Origin of the sequence: Streptomyces axinellae, from assembly GCF_039532135.1 — a bacterium.
Taxonomy (GTDB): Bacteria; Actinomycetota; Actinomycetes; order Streptomycetales; family Streptomycetaceae; genus Streptomyces; species Streptomyces axinellae.
On sequence record NZ_BAAARJ010000003.1, the window covers coordinates 428,343 to 446,694 of the forward strand.

The following is an 18,352-nucleotide window of genomic DNA, read 5'->3' on the forward strand; positions in this document are numbered from 1 at the left end:
GTGACCGCACGGCTAGCTGACATCGCAGCACAGGCGGGGGTCAGCGAAGCCACGGTCAGCCGGGTCCTCAACGGCAAACCGGGTGTCGCCGCGGCCACCCGTGAATCCGTCCTCGCGGCGCTCGACGTGCTCGGGTACGAGCGCCCCGTCAAGCTGCGCCGCCGCAGCGAGGGCCTGGTCGGGCTGATCATCCCGGAGCTGGACAACCCGATATTCCCCGCCTTCGCGCAGGTGATCGCGCAGGGCCTCACCCGGCAGGGATACACCCCGGTCCTCGCCACCCAGACCCCCGGCGGCTCCACCGAGGACGAGCTGACCGAGATGCTGGTGGACCGGGGTGTGGCCGGAATCATCTTCGTCTCCGGACTGCACTCCGACACCACGGCGGACACCGGACGCTACGAGCGCCTGCACGCCCGGGGGGTGCCGTTCGTCCTCATCAACGGCTTCTCCCCCGGGGTGCGTGCCCCCTTCGTCTCGCCCGACGACCGGGCGGCCATGCGGCTGGCGGTCACCCACCTGGTCTCGCTCGGGCACGAGCACATCGGCCTGGCGCTGGGCCCCGAGCGGTTCGTGCCCGTACAGCGCAAGATCGAGGGCTTCACCCAGGCGATGCGCGAGCAGTTCGACGCCGACCCCGCCGAGCTGATCGAGCACTCCCTCTTCACCCTGGAAGGCGGCCAGGCCGCGGCGCTGACACTGCTGGAGCGGGGTTGTACGGCGGTCGTGTGCGCCAGCGACATGATGGCGCTGGGCGCGATCCGCGCGGCCCGGCACCGGCGGCTGACCGTGCCCGGCGATGTCTCGGTGATCGGTTTCGACGACTCCCCGCTGATCGCCTTCACCGATCCGCCCCTCACCACGATCCGTCAGCCGGTGACCGCCATGGGGCAGGCGGCGGTGCGCGCGCTGCTGGAGGAGATCGGGGGCACCCCGGCGCCGCACACCGAGTTCGTCTTCCTCCCCGAACTGGTCGTACGGGGCTCCACCGCGTCGCGCGGCAAGCGGGCGGCCGGTCGGGGGGCCGGGCCTCTGCCATAGGTATCAGCGCAGATCAGACGTAAGGACGAGGCAATCGGCCCAAGACCCGACCGCAGGATGATCGGCCGGGTGCCCCCGTCTGGCAGACTGTCGCCTTATGGGGGTACCGACCACGAGGACCACAGCAGACCGCCGCCAGGACGCCACCGCACAGGACGTCACCGAAGCTCCGGCGGCATCAGCCCCTACCCGCACCAAGCCCGGTCCGCTGCAGAGACTCCGCTCTCCCCGGCGCCCCCGCATCTGGTTCGAGATCGCCCTCATCGCGGTCAGCTACTGGACGTACAGCCTGATCCGCAACGCGGTCCCCGAGCAGCGCGCCGAGGCCCTGCGCAACGCGGACTGGATCTGGGCGACGGAGCACGCCCTGGGCATCGCGGTCGAGCAGTCGATCAACCATGCGGTGAACGGTGTCACATGGCTGGTCCTGACGATGAACTACTACTACGCCACGCTGCACTTCATCGTGACCATCGGCGTCCTCGTCTGGCTCTACCGCAGCCATCCCGGCCGGTACGCCGCCACCAGGCTGGTGCTGTTCGCCACCACGGGCCTGGCCCTGCTGGGTTTCTACCTCTTCCCCCTGGCGCCCCCGCGCCTGATGTCCGGCGGCCACTTCATCGACACGGTGCAGGTGCACCAGACCTGGGGTTCGATGGCCTCGGGGAACCTGGCGCAGATGTCCAACCAGTACGCGGCCATGCCCTCGATGCACATCGGGTGGTCGGTGTGGTGCGGGATCACCATCGCGATGCTGGCCAAGCCGGTGTGGGCGAAGGTGCTGGGGGTCCTGTATCCGGTGACGACGCTGGCGGTCATCGTCAGCACCGCCAACCACTTCTGGCTCGACGCGATCGGCGGCCTGCTCTGCCTCGGCCTCGGCTTCGCTGTCTCCTGCACCTGGTACGGGCGCCTCTCCTACCGCCTTCCCCGCCTCGCGACGAACCCGGCGTGACCGGGCCTTCGGCCCTTCCCGTCGTGCGGGCCGATGTTCCAGCCGGGTGCCCGAGAACGAGGGCCCGGACTCACTCCGTGTCGTAGAAGAGCCGGTCCACCACGCCGCGGGCCCGCCGCGTGACCCGGCGGTAGTCGTCGAGCATCTCGCCCACGTGTCCGGGCTCGTAGCCCAGGTAGCGCCCCACCGCGCCCAGTTCCCGCGAGTCCGAGGGGAAGGTGTCGCCGGGGCGGCCCCGCACCAGCATCGCCGCGTTCCGCACCCGCGAGGCCAGCACCCACGCCTCGTCCAGGATGCCCGCGTCCGTCTCGTCCACGAGGCCGGCCTCCAGCGCGGCGGCCAGCGCGGCCCGGGTGCGGGTGGTGCGCAGGCCGGGGATCTCGGCGGCGTGCCGCAGCTGCATGAGCTGGACGGTCCACTCGACGTCCGTCAGCCCGCCCCGGCCCAGTTTGGTGTGGGTGGTCGCATCGGCGCCGCGCGGCAGGCGTTCGCTTTCCATGCGGGCCTTCAGGCGGCGGATCTCGCGTACGGAGTCCTCGCTGAGGCCGCCGGCCGGGTAGCGCAGGGGTGCGATGAGTTCCATGAAGCGCCCGGCCAGTTCCTCGTCGCCCGCAACGTACTCGGCGCGCAGCAGCGCCTGGCTCTCCCAGACCAGCGACCAGCGCCGGTAGTAGGCGGCGTAGGAGTCCAGCGAGCGGGCCAGGGCACCCGACTTGCCCTCGGGGCGCAGGTCGGCGTCGATGACCAGCGGCGGATCGGCGGTGGGCAGCTGGAGGAGCCTGCGCATCTCGGTGGCGACGGCGAAGGCCGCCTTGCCGGCCTCGTGTTCGCCCACGCCGTCGCGGGGTTCGTGGACGAACAGCACGTCGGCGTCGGAGCCGTAGCTCATCTCGTGGCCCCCGAAGCGGCCGAGGCCGATGACGGCGAAGCGGGTGGGCAGCTCGGCGCCCCACTGGGCGCGGACGGCGGCGCGCAGCGCCCCGGCCAGGGCCGCCGCGTTGAGGTCGGTGAGCGCGTCACCGACCCGGTCGAGGGATTCGGCCGGGTCCTGCGGGGCCACACCCTCGGTACCGTAGGCGCCGATCAGGTCGCCGGCGGCCGTACGGAACAGCTCGCGGCGCCGTACCCCGCGGGTCGCGACGACGGCTCCTTCCGCGTCGGAGGCCCGGCTGACGGCGGCCAGGGTCTCCTGGGTGAGCGCGCGGAGCGAGCGGGGCCGCAAGCCGCCCTCGTCGCCGAGCAGGGCGACGGCTTCGGGAGCGCGCAGCAGCAGGTCGGGGGCGAAGCGGCCGGCGGACAGGACGCGGGCGAGGTTCTCGGCCGCCGCGCCCTCGTCGCGCAGCAGCCGCAGGTACCAGGGGGTCTTGCCGAGCGCGTCGGAGACCTTGCGGAAGGCGAGGAGGCCGGCATCCGGGTCGGCGGAGTCGGCGAACCAGCCCAGCAGCACCGGCAGCAGGGTGCGCTGGATGGCGGCCTTGCGGCTGACCCCGGAGGCCAGCGCTTCCAGGTGGCGCAGCGCGGCGGCGGGGTCGGCGTAGCCGAGGGCTTCGAGGCGCTGGCGGGCCGCCTGGGTGGAGAGGCGGACCTCCCCGGCGTCGAGCTGCGCCACGGCGTCCAGCAGCGGCCGGTAGAACAGCTTCTCGTGCAGCCGCCGCACGGCTGAGGCGTGGCGGCGCCATGCCTTGTGCAGTTCGGTGACGGGCTCGCTGCGGTACCCCAGCGAGCGCCCCAGCCGCCGCTGGTCGGCCTCGGCCTCGGGCATCAGGTGGGTGCGGCGCATCTGGTAGAGCTGGATGCGGTGCTCCATGGTGCGCAGGAAGCGGTAGGCGGCATCCATCGCCGCCGCGTCCTGGCGGCCGACGTAGCCGCCGGCGGCCAGTGCGTCGAGCGCTTCGAGGGTGGTGGGGCTGCGCAGCGTGACGTCGCTGCGGCCGTGCACCAGTTGGAGGAGCTGTACGGCGAACTCGACGTCGCGCAGCCCGCCGGGCCCCAGCTTCAGCTCGCGCTCGACCTGGGCCGCGGGGATGCTGGCGACGACGCGGCGGCGCATCTGCTGGACGTCGGTGACGAAGTTGTCCCGCTCGGATGCCTGCCACACCATCGGTGAGACGGCGTCCACGTACTCGAAGCCCAGCGCCGGATCGCCCGCCATGGGGCGGGCCTTGAGCAGCGCCTGGAACTCCCACGTCTTGGCCCAGCGCTGGTAGTAGGCCAGGTGGCTGCTGAGGGTGCGCACGAGCGGCCCGTTGCGGCCCTCGGGGCGCAAGTTGGCGTCCACGGGCCAGATGGTGCCTTCGGCGGTGGTGTCGGAGCAGATGCGCATGAGGTGGGCGGCCAGCCGGTTGGCGGCCTTGAGCGCGGTTTCCTCGTCCGTGCCGTCGGTGGGCTCGGCGACGTAGATGACGTCCACATCGGAGACGTAGTTCAGCTCGTGGCCGCCGGCCTTGCCCATGCCGACGACGGCGAGCCGGCAGGCCGCCGCGTCCTCGGGGGCCTCGGACTCGGCCAGCGCGAGCGCGGCGCGCAAGGTGGCGGTGGCCAGGTCGGCCAGCTCGGCGGCGGTATCGGCCACATCGCTGGTGCCGCACACGTCGCGCGCGGCGATGGACAGCAGGGCGCGGCGGTAGGCGACGCGCAGCGCGTCAGGGTCGTCCACACCGCGCAGCGCGGCCTCGAACTCCTCGACTCCGGGGTGCAGGTCGGCGGATTCGTAGGTGACCAGCGCCTGCCAGTCCGCCGGGTGCCGGGCGAGGTGGTCGGCGAGCGCGGTGGAGGCCCCGAGGACGCCGAGGAGGCGGTCGCGCAGGGGCTTGGCGGCGCGCAGAGTGTCGAGGAGGGCCTGCGCGTCCTCGCCGAGCGACTCCACCAGGCGCAGCAGACCGACGAGGGCGAGGTCCGGGTCGGCGGTGGCGCCGAGGGCGTCGAGGAAGAGGGTGTCCGTGCGGACGGGGGCCAGTTCCCCGGACGCGAGCAGGCGCTCCGCGGCGTCGGGGTCGGTGAACCCGTGCCGCAGCAGCCGCCCGAACATACTGTTGCGCCGCCCACCCTGTGTCACGCTCACTCCTTGTCCTGCCCTGGTCCCTCCCCGGCCTCCGGCGGCGGCTTCACAGCACCGGCAAGCTCTTGCGCAGCTCGAACGCGGTCACCTCACTGCGGTACTCCTCCCACTCCTGCTTCTTGTTCCGCAGGAAGAAGTCGAAAACGTGCTCTCCGAGGGTCTGGGCGACCAGCTCGCTGCGCTCCATGAGGCTGATCGCCTCGCCGAGGTTCTGCGGCAGGGGCTCGATGCCCATGGCGCGGCGCTCCGCGTCGGAGAGCGCCCAGACGTCGTCGTCGGCGCCGGGCGGCAGCTCGTAGCCCTCCTCGATGCCCTTGAGGCCGGCGGCCAGGAGGACCGCGTAGGCGAGGTAGGGGTTGGCGCCGGCGTCCAGGGAGCGCATCTCGATGCGGGTGGAGCCGGTCTTGCCGGGCTTGTACATGGGCACGCGGACCAGTGCGGAGCGGTTGTTGTGGCCCCAGCAGATGTAGGAGGGGGACTCGCCGCCCTCGCCCGCCGTGCGGTTGGCGCCGCCCCAGATGCGCTTGTAGGAGTTGACCCACTGGTTGGTGACGGCGGAGATCTCCCCGGCGTGCTGGAGCAGCCCGGCGATGAAGGAGCGGCCGACCTTGGAGAGCTGGTATTCGGCGCCGGACTCGTAGAACGCGTTGCGGTCGCCCTCGAAGAGCGAGAGGTGGGTGTGCATGCCGGAGCCGGGGTATTCGGAGAACGGCTTGGGCATGAAGGTGGCCTGCACCCCCTGCTCCAGTGCGACCTGCTTCATGACCAGGCGGAACGTCATGATGTTGTCGGCCGTTGACAGCGCGTCGGCGTAGCGCAGGTCGATCTCCTGCTGGCCGGGTGCCCCCTCGTGGTGGGAGAACTCGACGGAGATGCCCATGGACTCCAGCATGGTGATGGCCTGGCGGCGGAAGTCCATGCCGACGTTCTGCGGGGTGTGGTCGAAGTAGCCGGAGGAGTCGGCGGGGGTGGGGCGGGTGCCGTCCACCGGCTTGTCCTTGAGCAGGAAGAACTCGATCTCGGGGTGGATGTAGAAGGTGAATCCGAGATCGGAGGCGCGGGCCAGGGCCCGCTTGAGGACGTAGCGCGGATCGGCGTAGGAGGGCGAGCCGTCCGGCATGAGGATGTCGCAGAACATGCGGGCGGTGCCGGGGGCCTCGGCCCGCCAGGGCAGTATCTGGAACGTGCCGGGGTCGGGCTTGGCGATCATGTCGGACTCGTAGACGCGGGCGAAGCCCTCGATGGCGGAGCCGTCGAAGCCCATGCCCTCGTCGAACGCCTGCTCAAGCTCGGCGGGCGCGACGGCGACCGACTTCAGGAACCCGAGGACGTCGGTGAACCAGAGCCGGACGAACCGGATGTCGCGCTCCTCCAGCGTCCGGAGGACGAATTCCTGCTGCTTGTCCATGGGCCTATCCTTGCAGGTCAGAGAGGTTCGCTCGGGTCGCCCGGCGCTGTGGGGCCGTATCAGCATTCCACCACAGGGTTTCCGGAAGATTGCCGGTCCGAACTGATCGTTTCACAGGCGTCCCCCGGCACGGCGGGCCGAGGACGGGGATGGGCGGCGGATGGCGGCCGGGCAATGGGAGACCAGGGGGCGGCGAGAGGGGTGCGCGGGCCCGCGGTGGGAATTCCTGGGATGCCGGAAGCATTGAAGGGGATGTAGTTCAATGATCAACTAAACCTCTTCGGCCACCCGGCCGGCGAGGTCAGCCGGCACAACAGGCACCCATCCAGGTCACCCCCATCCGCAGGAGGACGGCGAGCACCATGACGGCCACCCCCATCCAGTTCGGGATCTTCAGCGTCGGCGATGTGACCGCCGACCCCACGACAGGGCGGACCCCCACGGAGCACGAGCGGATCAAGGCGATCCTGACCGTCGCCCGCAAGGCCGAAGAGGTCGGGCTCGACGTCTTCGCCACCGGCGAGCACCACAACCCGCCCTTCGTCCCGTCCTCCCCCACCACCATGCTCGGCTACCTGGCGGCCCGCACCGAGCGGCTGCTCCTGTCCACCGCTACCACGCTGATCACCACCAACGACCCGGTCAAGATCGCCGAGGACTACGCGATGCTCCAGCACATCGCCGACGGCCGCGTCGATCTGATGATGGGCCGCGGGAACACCGGCCCGGTCTACCCCTGGTTCGGCCAGGACATCCGGCAGGGCATCCCGCTGGCCATCGAGAACTACGCACTGCTCCACCAGCTCTGGACCGAGGACGTGGTGGACTGGGAGGGCCGCTTCCGCACGCCCCTCCAGGGCTTCACCTCCACGCCGCGCCCCCTCGACGGCATCCCGCCGTTCGTCTGGCACGGCTCGATCCGCAGCCCGGAGATCGCCGAACAGGCCGCCTACTACGGTGACGGCTTCTTCGCCAACCACATCTTCTGGCCCACCGGACACTTCCAGCGGCTGATCAACCTCTACCGCGACCGCTTCGAGCACTACGGCCACGGCACCCGCGAGCAGGCCCTCGTCGGACTCGGCGGCCAGGTGTTCATGCGGCCCAACTCCCAGGACGCGGTACGCGAGTTCCGCCCCTACTTCGACAACGCACCCGTCTACGGGCACGGCCCCAGCCTGGAGGAGTTCACCTCCCAGACGCCGCTGACCGTCGGCAGCCCGCAGGAGGTCATCGAGAAGACCCTGACCTTCCGTGAGCACTTCGGCGACTACCAGCGCCAGCTCTTCCTCATGGACCACGCGGGCCTGCCGCTGAAGACCGTCCTGGAACAACTGGACATGCTCGGCGAGGAGGTCGTCCCGGTGCTGCGGAAGGAAATGGCCGCCGGCCGCCCGGCCGGAACGGCGGACGCGCCCACCCACGCGGCGCGGGCCGCAGCCGTGCGCAGTGCTGCCGCACGGGATGGCGCCGTACCGAATGACGAGCCTGAGCAGGAAGGGGCCGCCGTATGACAGCCGCACCACACACCCAGCCCGTACGGCCGGTACGTCTGACCGTCGTCTCGGCCGGGCTGGGCGAGCCCTCGTCCACCCGGCTGCTGGCCGACCGGCTGGCGGAGGCGACCCGGGTCGCGCTGGCGGAGGACCGCGTGGAGACCGAGACCGAGGTCGTCGAACTGCGCGGCCTGGCGACGGGGATCGCCCACGCGTTCGTCACCGGCTTGACCGGTGACGAATTGAGGGAGGGGGTGGAGAGGGTGACGGACGCCGACGCTCTGATCGCCGTCACCCCGGTCTTCTCCGCCTCCTACAGCGGCCTGTTCAAATCCTTCTTCGACGTGGTGGGCATGACCGACAAGGACGCGCTGGCCGGAACACCGGTCCTGCTCGGTGCGACCGGCGGCTCCCCGCGCCACTCCCTGGTACTGGAGCACGCGCTGCGCCCCCTGTTCACCTACCTGCGCGCGGTGACCGTACCGACGGCGGTCTACGCGGCAACCGACGACTGGGCCACGGCGGACGACGGCCTCACCCCCTCCCTCCCCCGCCGCGTAGCCCGAGCGGGCGGCGAACTGGCCACCCTGACCGCCCCCCGCGCCACCACCGGAAGCCCACACTCGGCCGCCCCCGAAGTAGTCCCGTTCGAACAGCAATTGGCCGCCCTGCGCGTGAAGAAGTAGCCCGCCTCTCGGGGCCCGAATGGGCCCCGTACGGGGCCCATTCGCCTCACGCATCGGATCGCATCGCCTCACGCGAACCCGCATTTGCGGCCCTTCATCCTGTCGAATAACGAACCCGTATGCTGAATTGCGCGGTTACATCAGTGCAACCCACGAAAGCACGGGTTTATGTCGCGTCAGGCACCCTGACGGGTGAATGCGGGCATATCGGCGTTTCTGGTGACCGGCGGTGAGCCATTCTCTCTCTCGCAGGCAGCACTCACCCAGTGCTCCATACAAGAGGGGTCCACATGCGGGTTCGTTCAACAGCTCTGCGTTGTCTCTCCATCGCGGCCGTCACCGCCGCAGCCGTCGCCGGCGGCATGTCCGCCGGAGCGCAGGCCGCCGAAGCCCCGGCAGCCGCGCACAACCGGGTGGTGGAGATCAAGACCTTCGCGGGCAAGTGCCTCGACGTCGAGGGCGCCAGCCGCGCCGACGGGGCACGGCTCATCCAGTACCGCTGCCACAACGGCGCCAACCAGAAGTTCAACCTGCGGGGCGTCGGCAACGGCATGTACGAGATCCGCACCTTCGCGGGCAAGTGCCTCGACGTCCAGGGCGCCAGCCACGCCGACCGCGCGCGCATCATCCAGTACCGCTGCCACAACGGCGCCAACCAGAAGTTCCACCTCGCGAACGCCGGCGGCGGCCACGTCGCCATCAAGACGTTCGCGAACAAGTACTTCGACGTCGAAGGCGCCAGCCAGGCGGACCGCGCGGCGATCATCCAGTACCACTGGAACGGCGGCGCCAACCAGAAGTTCCGCCTCGTCTGACCCTGACGCGGCTCCCACCTCGCACAACCCGTGGCCCGGTGCACCCAGCACCGGGCCACGGCCTACGGTCACACGGCTCACATAGCTCTGCGTGTATCCGGTGGCGACGGCGAACGCCGTCTGGGAGATGCCTCGTGCCTGCCGCACTCGGCGGATGTCCTCACCGAGGCTCGGCGGGACCTTCATCCCTGCGGGCCGCTTGCGGTTCCTACCCACGCTGACCTGCCTTAACTAGTCGCGCACGCACGTCACTTGGTGAGGCATCCATGAGGAAACCTCCTCATAGCGCACCATCGCAGGCCCTTCCCCGTTGTTCTAACCACAGTGCGTAACGACGCATGGGAGGCGGGCACGATGGAGCGACGGAAGCGCGCCGCGCAGCGGGCGGAGTGCGCGGACTGCGACTGGTACCGGACGCGGATCAACCGCGCGGCGGGGGACCCGAAACCCCGCGCCGATCTCGAAGCGCTCTTCGGCGCACATCTGCGCCGCAAACACGGGGGCGGCGACGGCGCCCGCGACGGCCTCCGGGCGGTCTGACATGTGGGCCGTGGGCGAGATCGCCCAGGACCGGAAGACGGGCAAGACGGGCAAGGTCGTCCAGGTGACCGGGCCCGCACCCTTCATCTACCGGATCATGCTGAGCGCAAGCCAGGACGCCGCCGAGGCACCGATCATGATCTACCGGTACGGAGATCAACTACGGCGCGTGCCGCGCTCGCCCCGGTGATTCGTATAGATCTCGTCAGTACATGAGCCGGAAGCCGTTTTCCTTCGTATACGAAGGCGAGCCGAGGCGAACGCCTTGGAACACGCCGACCAAGCGAGGAAGAAGATGCGGTACCACGTCTCCTATCGGCGACACATGACGGCAGCAGGCATGGAGGGGTTTCCTCTCGTCCTGCGACGGTTCGGTACTGTCACCAGATATCAGGCAGTCCCCGGGGGGATACAACGGGTCGTCTGCGAGGTCCAGCGCTATCTGCGCGTCCACAGCTTTCCGGCATCGAATGCCAGCGCGCGCAGCCTCGCCCGGGGTGGCCCCGGCGTCATGGCGCACCGCGTTTCCCACTACGCGACGAAGGTCGTCCCGCTGCGCAACGGCGGCGTCTCCCCGGACCCGGGGTCCGGCGCGTCGGTCGGTGACCTTCGCAATCCGCTTGCCCCGGGCAGCAATGCCGCGATGTCGCAGACGTCGGCCATGCGACTGAGGGAGCAGGAGAACAAGCGGCTTGCCAGGGCCGAGGAGGACCCGGCCAGCGTTTCCTACAAGGGCCGTCCGTACGCCCGGAGTCCGCGCCGCGAAGAGGGCCGGCGTCACGCGCTCTGAACTGCGACGCTGAAGCCGACCGCCGCGCGGGGGCCCGCTCTCGGGGCCCGCGCGCGGCGGTCGGTGCAAGAAGGGCAAGAGCCGAACACGCAGCCGCGGCCCGGTGTGTGGGGCACCGGGCCGCGGCTGGGTCAGCGGTTCAGCTCACCGGTTCGGCTCAACCGAACCGGCGTATCAGTCGATCGTGCTCACTCGACAACGTTGAGCAGCAGGTTCGGGGAGCCCTCGCCGGGGTTGCCGACGACATCCTTGGCGGCGCCGTCGGTCAGGGCCTTGGAGACCGCGTCCGGCTTGGCGTCCTTGTGCCCCGACAGGTACACCGCCGCGGCGCCCGCCACGTGCGGGGAGGCCATCGAGGTGCCGGAGATGGTGTCGGTGGCGTCGTCGCCGGTGTTCCACGCGCCGGTGATGTCCACGCCGGGGGCGTAGAGGTCCACGACCTTGCCGTAGTTGGAGAACTCGGCCTGCGCGTCCTGGTCGTCCGTCGCGCCGACGGTGATGGCCTCGGGAACCCGCGCGGGCGAGCTGTTGCCCGCGTCGGAGGACTCGTTGCCGGCTGCCACCGCGAAGGTCACTCCGGCCTTGATGGAGTTCTCGACCGCCGTGTCCAGCGCTTCGTCCGCGCCGCCGCCGAGGGACATGTTGGCGACCGAGGGCGCCTTGGCGTTCTTGGTCACCCAGTCGATGCCCGCGACCACGCCTTCGGTGGTGCCCGAGCCCTGGTCGTCGAGGACGCGGACCGCGACGATGTTGGCCTTCTTGGCCACGCCGTGCGCCTCGCCCGCGACGGTGCTGGCGACGTGCGTGCCGTGGCCGTTGCCGTCCGTGGCGTCGTCGTCGCCGTCCACCGCGTCGAAGCCGCTCTTGGCGCGGTCGCCGAAGTCCTTGTGGGTGGTGCGGACGCCGGTGTCGATGATGTAGGCGTTGACGCCCTCACCCGCGCTGTCGGGGTAGGTGTACTTCTTGTCGAGCTTCAGCTCGGGGGTGTCGATGCGGTCCAGGCCCCAGGAGGGCGGGTCGGCCTGCTCGCCGGTCATGTGGTGCTTCTGGTTCGCGTAGACCTTGTCGACGGCCGGGTCGGCGGCCAGCTTCTCGGCCTCGTCCTCGGACATCTTCGCCGAGTATCCGTTGAGGGCCGCCGTGAAGGTCCGCTTCACCTTGCCGCCGTGCTCGGCGATGACGGACTTGCCCTTCGCCGACTGCGACTTGGTGCTGAGGGCCGACTTCTTCATCGTGACGATGTAGCTGCCCTTGACGGCCTTGGCCGAGTTGGCTCCGACGACCTTGCCCTCGACAGGGGCCGCTGTCGCGGGGAGCGCCGATACCGAGCCGATGGCCGCGGCGGCCACTGCCGCCGATATGCCGAGAGCAAGCTTCTTGCGCGTCACTGCCATGGGGAGGGTTCCTCCTCGTGTGGGGGGTGCGCCTGTGGGGGGCGCGCTCAGCACGCTACGCGCATCGATACGACCGAGACAAGAGATCCAATTGCCGGGCACAGAAGGGGCATTCGGCAAATCAGCCGCCATTGGTGGCGGTTCGGGCAGCCGCCGGGCAGCCCTTTCGGCAGCCGTCAAGCGGCCCTTTCGGCAGCTGTCAGACGGCCCCTTCGGGCGGGCGGGCGTGGGGGGTCGGAGTCACCCAGCCGAGGCTCGCGGCGCGCATTCCCAACTGGAACCGGGTGGCGGCCCCCAGCCGCTCCATCAGCCCGTGCAGCCGCCGCTGAAAGGTGCGGTAGCTGACGCCGAGCTGCCGGGCCATCACCTGATCGGTCATCCCCGTCGTCAGCAGCGCCAGCAGTCTGGCCTCCTCCGGGCTGGGCCCGTCCGGGGCGCCGGCCCGGTGGCCCGACAGGTACTCGGAGATCGGCAGCGCCCGGCTCCACAGCACTTCGAAGAACTCGCACAGGACCTCCAGCAGCCCGGAGGGGTGGACGACAACGCTGCTGGCCAGCTCGTTCGGCGCCGCGCGCAGCGGGATCAGGGCGATGCGGTCGTCGGCGATCAGCATCTTCGTCGGGGTGTCCGCCATCACCCGGGCCTCCTCCCCCAGTTCGGCGGCGGCCCCGATGTCGGCGTCCAGCCGGTGGAAGGTGGCGAGTCCGTCGGTGTCGTAGATGACGCGGTAGCCGACCCCGCGTCCCATCGTCTGCGCCTGTACCGGCATCATGCCGGTCTTGGGGTCGAGCCGGTCCGGGTCGCTGTTGGCGTACGGGGGCCGGTCGATGCCCCGTATCTCCTGGCGCGCGCTGCGCTGGAGATGATCGACCTGGCGGATGACCGCGGCACGGCCGGTGACGATCTCGACCAGGTCGAGGGGATCGCGGCCCACGGCGTTCATCCGGAAGCGGGCGGCCAGCAGCTGGATGTGGCGGCGCGTACGGTGGATCTCCTCCTCGCGGGCGAGCAGGAGCGATTCGAAGGCGATCTCCGGCGCCACCGGCAGGTAGCGCTCCTCGCCGCCCCGCTCGGCGGCGAACCGTCCCACGAGGCTGAGCTGCTCCAGGGCCGAGAGCGCCGCTTTGACCCCCGCGGCGCTCATTTCCGTGGCGGAGCGCAGTTCGGCGACGGTGACGGCACCATCGACCAGGGCCTCGTAGATCTGCTGCTGGGCAGGGTCAAGATCCAGTGCCTCCCACATGCTGCGCATCCTGGCCACGGTGGCGAGTTCGCGTCAATGACCGATCGCCGCCAGTGCCCGGATGAATGCCGTGGAATGCCGCGAAGTCCCGATCAGTCACCCGCCGATCCTGCCGGCCCAGCCGGTCCCGTCGGCCCTGCCGACCCCGCCGATCCCCGCCGATCCCCGTCGGCCCACGCCGACCCCCGGTCCGCCGCCCCGGTCTGCCCGCCCGTGCGGCACCCGCACGGCACCCGTCCAGCACCCCCGCATCCCGCCCCCGCTCATAACGTCAGGGCGACGATTACACTCGGCGGCGTGGCTCAACTACGTCTCGCCCTGAATCAGATCGACTCCACCGTCGGCGACCTGGAAGGCAACGCCGCCTCGGTCCTGGAGTGGACCCGGCACTCCGTCGAGCAAGGCGCCCATCTGGTCGCCTTCCCGGAGATGATGCTGACCGGCTATCCGGTCGAGGATCTGGCGCTGCGCGGCTCGTTCGTCGAGGCGAGCAGGGCCGCGCTGCGGGAGCTGGCCGCGCGGCTGGCCGAGGAGGGCTTCGGACAGGTACCCGTCGTCGTCGGCTATCTGGACCGCTGCGAGCAGGCCCAGCCCCGCTACGGCCAGCCGGCCGGCTCCCCGCAGAACGCGGCGGCGGTGCTGCACGGCGGCGAGGTCGTCCTGGCGTTCGCCAAGCACCATCTGCCCAACTACGGCGTCTTCGACGAGTTCCGCTACTTCGTGCCGGGCGACAGCATGCCCGTCGTGCGGGTCCGCGGCGTCGATGTGGCGCTCGCCATCTGCGAGGACCTGTGGCAGGACGGCGGCCGGGTCCCGGCGGCGCGCAGCGCGGGCGCCGGGCTGCTGCTGTCGATCAACGCCTCCCCCTACGAGCGCGACAAGCACGACACCCGCCTGGAGCTGGTGCGCAAGCGGGCGCAGGAGGCGGGCTGCACCACCGCGTATCTGGCGATGATCGGCGGCCAGGACGAGCTGGTCTTCGACGGCGACTCGATCGTGGTGGACGCGGCGGGGCAGGTCGTGGCCCGCGCGCCCCAGTTCGAGCAGGGCTGCGTCGTCCTCGACCTGGAGCTGCCCGAGGCCCCCGCGACCCCGCCCTCGGGTGTGGTGGACGACGGGCTGCGCATCGACCACGCCGTCGTCTCCGCCGAGCCGCTGCCCGCCTACGAGCCGGAGGTCACCGGCAGCGAGGCGCCGCGCCTGGCGGACGACGAGGAGATCTACACCGCGCTGGTGGTGGGCCTGCGCGCCTACGCCGCCAAGAACGGCTTCCGCTCGGTGCTGATCGGCCTGTCCGGCGGCATCGACTCGGCGCTGACGGCCGCCATCGCCTGCGACGCGATGGGCGCGCGGAACGTGTACGGCATCTCGATGCCCTCCCGCTACTCCTCGGACCACTCCAAGGACGACGCCGCCGAGCTGGCCGAGCGCACCGGCCTCAACTACCGCACGGTCGCCATCGAACCGATGTTCACCGCGTACATGGACGCGCTCGGGCTCACGGGCGTCGCCGAGGAGAACCTCCAGTCGCGGCTGCGCGGCACGCTGCTGATGTCGGTGTCCAACCAGGAGGGCCACATCGTGCTGGCCCCGGGCAACAAGTCGGAGCTGGCGGTCGGATACTCCACGCTCTACGGCGACTCGGTGGGCGCGTACGGCCCGATCAAGGACGTCTACAAGACGAACATCTTCCGCCTGGCCAAGTGGCGCAACCGCGCCGCAGAGGAGCGCGGCCACACCCCGCCGATCCCGGAGGCGTCCATCACCAAGCCCCCCAGCGCGGAGCTGCGCCCCGGGCAGGTGGACACGGACTCGCTGCCGGACTACGACGTCCTCGACCGCATCCTGAAGCTCTATGTGGACCGCGACCAGGGCGCCGCCGAGATCATCGAGGCCGGGTTCGAGGCGGAGACGGTGCGGCGGATCCTGCGGATGACGGACCGCGCCGAGTACAAGCGCGGCCAGTACCCGCCGGGTACGAAGATCTCCCCCAAGGGCTTCGGCAAGGACCGCCGCCTGCCCATCACGAACGCCTGGCGCGAGGGCTGAACCCTCCCTTTCCGGCTGCGCTGGGCCCCTGGCTGCCCCGGCCTCTGGCCCCCTGGCCCCCTGGCCCCCTGGCCCTCCGGAGCCCACCACGCGAGCGCCCCGCCGCCGAACCGCTGAGAGCGGACGGCGACGCGGCGTTCGTCGGTACGGACCGGGGCGTTCGTCGGTTCCGGACCAGGCAGGCCCGGCGCCCGGAGCAGGGACGCCCGGCGCCCGGGTCAGGCGCCCGAGCGCACCCCGGCAGGCGCTTCGGCCTCGTACTCGATCTCGTACTCGGTCCCGGCCTCGGCGCCGCGGGCCACCACCCGGGAGTCCCCCCGGGCCAGCGCACCGGCGACGACCGCGATGGCGAGGCCCGCCAGGGCCAGCACCGCGCCGACCAGCGTCGGGGACATCCAGCCCCAGCCGGCGGCGATGACGACGCCGCCGAGCCACGCGCCGCCCGCGTTGGCCAGGTTGAACGCGGAGTGGTTGGAAGCCGAGGCGAGCGTCGGCGCGTTGGAGGCCGCGCGCATCACCAGCATCTGGACCGGCGTGGTGATCAGGAAGCCGACGGCTCCCAGCAGCCCCACCAGCAGCAGCGCCGCCCACTTCACGGGCGCCGCGAAGTGGAAGACGACCATGAGCACGGCCAGCGCGCCGAGTGCCGCGTACAGCGTGCGGCGCGGGGCGCGGTCGGTGAGCGGGCCCGCGACCAGCGTGCCCAGCGTCATGCCGATGCCGAACAGGGCCAGGACCCAGGTCACCGAGGTCTCGGCGAGGCCGGTGACCTCCGTCATCATCGACGCGAGGTAGCTGTAGACGGCGAAGACCCCGCCGAAGCCGAAGACGGCGGTCAACAGCCCGAGAACCACCTGACGGCTACCCAGGGCGCGCAGCTCGTGCCGCACGCCCCCCTGGTGCTCCAGCGGAATGCGCGGCACCAGCAGCGCGAGCGCGGTCATGGCGGCCAGGCCGATGACGGAGACGACCACGAAGGTGGCGCGCCAGCCGAGCTGCTGGCCCAGCGCGGTGCCGCCGGGTACGCCGACGATGTTGGCGACGGTGAGCCCGAGGAACATCGTCGCCACGGCGCGGGCCGAGCGGCCCTCCTTCACGAGCCGGGCGGCGACCACCGCGCCGACCCCGAAGAAGGCGCCGTGCGGCAGCCCCGCCAGGACGCGTCCGGCCAGCAGGGTGCCGAACCCGGGCGCGAGAGCCGAGGCGAGGTTGCCGACGGTGAACAGGCCCATCAACAGCAGCAGCATCGTCTTGCGCGGTATGCGGGCGCCGACGGCGGTCAGCAGCGGGGCGCCGAGCACGACACCGAGGGCGTAAGCGGAGACGAGGTAGCCCGCGGTGGGGACGGACGTGCCGAGGTCGTCGGCGACGTTCGGCAGCAGGCCCATCATCACGAACTCGGTGGTGCCGATACCGAAGGCGCCCACGGCGAGTGCGAGCAGAGCCAGAGGCATGCGGAGAAAACCTTTCGAACACGTGCGGAAGCAGGACGGGATACGAACCCGGGACGGGATACGACCCCGGACGGGATACGGAACGGCACGGAGCACAGCGGGCGTGAGCGCGCACGAGAGCGCTGAGCACCTGCACACTCAAGGGGTGCACGGCTCAGCGCGGCTCAGCACAGCTCAGCGGACGCGCGCTCGGCGCGGGGTACGGCAGAGAGACGGAGGGCGGAAAGGGACGAGGGCGACACTGCCCGTAATGTTTTGCCGTAGAACAAAGTCTCGCAGCCAGATGTTCCAGGGCGCAAAACGCGGCGTTACCGGTCGGCGAACCCCTGGATCCAAGAGGTCCGACGCACCCCGGGCCACAGGACCCGAGACGTATGCATGCGGTGACGGACCGTGCGCGTGCACGGTCCGTCACCACGCACTCAGTCCGAGAGCTTCACCCGGGCCGCGATGGGCAGGTGGTCGCTGCCGGTGGAGGGCAGCGACCAGGCGGAGACCGGGCCGACGCCCCTCACCATGATCTGGTCGATGCGGGCCATCGGGAACGAGGCGGGCCAGCTGAAGCCGAACCCGCTGCCGGCCGCGCCCTGCGCCGAGCGCATCTGGGAGGTGATCGGGGCGAGGGCGCGGTCGTTCATGGTGCCGTTGAGATCGCCGAGCAGGACGACCCTGGCGGCCTTGTCCCGCTCTATGGCGTCGCCGAGCGCCTGCGCGCTGCCGTCCCGCTTCCCGGCCGTGAAGCCCGAGCGGAACTGGACGCGGACCGAGGGCAGATGCGCCACATAGACCGCGACCTCGCCCTTCGGGGTCTCGACGGTGGCCCGCATGGCGCGCGGCCAGCCCATCTTGATGTCCACGGAGCGGATGTCCTTCATCGGATACTTGCTCCACAGCCCGACCGTGCCCATGAGCTTGTGGTGCGGGTGCGAGGCCGCCAGCCCCTTGCGGTAGACGCCGGCCTGCCGCCCGGTGACCTCCTCCAGCGCGACGACACCGGCGCCCGAGTGCGCGAGGGAGCGCGCGGTGCCCGCCGGGTCCGGGTTGTCGGCGTTGACGTTGTGGGTGAGGACGGTGAGGTCGCCCCCGGAGCCGGACTTGTCGTTGATCGACCCGCCGAACAGGTTCACCCACACCAGCGTCGGCAGCAGCAGCGCGATCAGCGCCACCGGGGCGCGGCGCAGCAGGGCCAGACCCAGCAGAGGGATGATCAGCAGCCCGCCCCAGGGGAGGAACGTCTCCCACAGCGAGCCGCCGTTCCCGATGGAGTTGGGGATCTCGGAGTGCAGGACGAAGGCCAGCCCGAGCAGGATCGACAAGGCGGCCAGCACCCAGCCGCGGCGCCACATCTTCCGGCCGCCCCAGCGGGAGCGACCCGGCCCGGAGCCGCCCGGGCGTCGCTTGCGGCCCGCGTACCGGGACAGAA

General features: G+C 70.9%; 15 protein-coding genes and 1 pseudogene. 9 read left to right on the top strand and 7 right to left on the bottom strand.

What is annotated here, in order from left to right:
• Positions 1-1,041, top strand: a complete 1,041-nt coding sequence (locus ABD339_RS06375; protein ID WP_344563001.1) for a LacI family DNA-binding transcriptional regulator — start codon at positions 1-3, stop codon at positions 1,039-1,041.
• Positions 1,042-1,138: 97 nt separating this feature from the next.
• Entirely contained in the window at positions 1,139-1,996 is an 858-nt protein-coding gene (locus ABD339_RS06380; RefSeq protein ID WP_344563003.1) for a phosphatase PAP2 family protein, read from the top strand.
• Positions 1,997-2,066: 70 nt separating this feature from the next.
• Here the strand turns inward: ABD339_RS06380 and ABD339_RS06385 are convergent, their stop codons facing one another.
• Together ABD339_RS06385 and ABD339_RS06390 are read right to left on the bottom strand one after the other, a co-directional pair.
• Positions 2,067-5,024, bottom strand: a complete 2,958-nt coding sequence (locus ABD339_RS06385; protein WP_344563127.1) for a bifunctional [glutamine synthetase] adenylyltransferase/[glutamine synthetase]-adenylyl-L-tyrosine phosphorylase — start codon at positions 5,022-5,024, stop codon at positions 2,067-2,069.
• Between the two features lie 76 nt (positions 5,025-5,100).
• On the bottom strand, positions 5,101-6,462 hold the full coding sequence (locus ABD339_RS06390) for a glutamine synthetase family protein (protein WP_344563005.1): 1,362 nt from the start codon (positions 6,460-6,462) through the stop codon (positions 5,101-5,103).
• 377 nt (positions 6,463-6,839) lie between these two features.
• Between ABD339_RS06390 and ABD339_RS06395 the strand changes: the two genes are divergently transcribed.
• The 3 genes from ABD339_RS06395 (at position 6,840) to ABD339_RS06405 (ending at position 9,459) form a co-directional block, all read left to right on the top strand.
• On the top strand, positions 6,840-7,976 hold the full coding sequence (locus ABD339_RS06395) for an LLM class flavin-dependent oxidoreductase (RefSeq protein WP_344563129.1): 1,137 nt from the start codon (positions 6,840-6,842) through the stop codon (positions 7,974-7,976).
• Entirely contained in the window at positions 7,973-8,644 is a 672-nt protein-coding gene (locus ABD339_RS06400) for an FMN reductase (RefSeq protein WP_344563007.1), read from the top strand. The genes ABD339_RS06395 and ABD339_RS06400 overlap by 4 nt, the downstream gene beginning before the upstream one ends.
• 290 nt (positions 8,645-8,934) lie before the next feature.
• Positions 8,935-9,459: an RICIN domain-containing protein gene (locus ABD339_RS06405; RefSeq protein WP_344563009.1), complete on the top strand. Its 525-nt coding sequence runs from the start codon at positions 8,935-8,937 to the stop codon at positions 9,457-9,459.
• 60 nt (positions 9,460-9,519) lie between these two features.
• Here ABD339_RS06405 and ABD339_RS33710 read toward each other — a convergent pair.
• Positions 9,520-9,645, bottom strand: a pseudogene (locus ABD339_RS33710) (helix-turn-helix domain-containing protein); the annotation flags it as partial.
• A gap of 138 nt (positions 9,646-9,783) precedes the next feature.
• Between ABD339_RS33710 and ABD339_RS06410 the strand changes: the two are divergent.
• From ABD339_RS06410 to ABD339_RS06420, 3 genes are all read left to right on the top strand, one after another.
• Positions 9,784-9,999 carry a hypothetical protein gene (locus tag ABD339_RS06410; protein ID WP_344563011.1) on the top strand — a complete coding sequence of 72 codons (216 nt, stop codon included), beginning with the start codon at positions 9,784-9,786 and terminating at the stop codon, positions 9,997-9,999.
• Between the two features lies 1 nt (position 10,000).
• Positions 10,001-10,189 (top strand): hypothetical protein, encoded by a 189-nt coding sequence (locus tag ABD339_RS06415; protein WP_344563013.1) that lies wholly within the window; start codon positions 10,001-10,003, stop codon positions 10,187-10,189.
• Positions 10,190-10,324: 135 nt separating this feature from the next.
• On the top strand, positions 10,325-10,789 hold the full coding sequence (locus ABD339_RS06420; RefSeq protein WP_344563017.1) for a hypothetical protein: 465 nt from the start codon (positions 10,325-10,327) through the stop codon (positions 10,787-10,789).
• Positions 10,790-10,977: 188 nt separating this feature from the next.
• Here ABD339_RS06420 and ABD339_RS06425 read toward each other — a convergent pair whose 3' ends face one another.
• Positions 10,978-12,183 carry a S8 family peptidase gene (locus tag ABD339_RS06425; RefSeq protein ID WP_344563019.1) on the bottom strand — a complete coding sequence of 402 codons (1,206 nt, stop codon included), beginning with the start codon at positions 12,181-12,183 and terminating at the stop codon, positions 10,978-10,980.
• 199 nt (positions 12,184-12,382) lie between these two features.
• On the bottom strand, positions 12,383-13,435 hold the full coding sequence (locus tag ABD339_RS06430) for a helix-turn-helix transcriptional regulator (RefSeq protein ID WP_344563023.1): 1,053 nt from the start codon (positions 13,433-13,435) through the stop codon (positions 12,383-12,385).
• Between the two features lie 288 nt (positions 13,436-13,723).
• On the opposite strand from ABD339_RS06430, the gene ABD339_RS06435 reads away from it, so the two are divergent.
• Positions 13,724-15,475: an NAD+ synthase gene (locus tag ABD339_RS06435; RefSeq protein ID WP_344563025.1), complete on the top strand. Its 1,752-nt coding sequence runs from the start codon at positions 13,724-13,726 to the stop codon at positions 15,473-15,475.
• Between the two features lie 218 nt (positions 15,476-15,693).
• Here ABD339_RS06435 and ABD339_RS06440 read toward each other — a convergent pair whose 3' ends face one another.
• Both ABD339_RS06440 and ABD339_RS06445 read right to left on the bottom strand, forming a co-directional pair.
• Complete coding sequence (locus ABD339_RS06440) at positions 15,694-16,929, bottom strand: MFS transporter (protein WP_344563027.1); 1,236 nt, start codon at positions 16,927-16,929, stop codon at positions 15,694-15,696.
• Between the two features lie 422 nt (positions 16,930-17,351).
• Complete coding sequence (locus tag ABD339_RS06445) at positions 17,352-18,275, bottom strand: endonuclease/exonuclease/phosphatase family protein (protein WP_425575909.1); 924 nt, start codon at positions 18,273-18,275, stop codon at positions 17,352-17,354.
• Positions 18,276-18,352 lie beyond the last annotated feature (77 nt).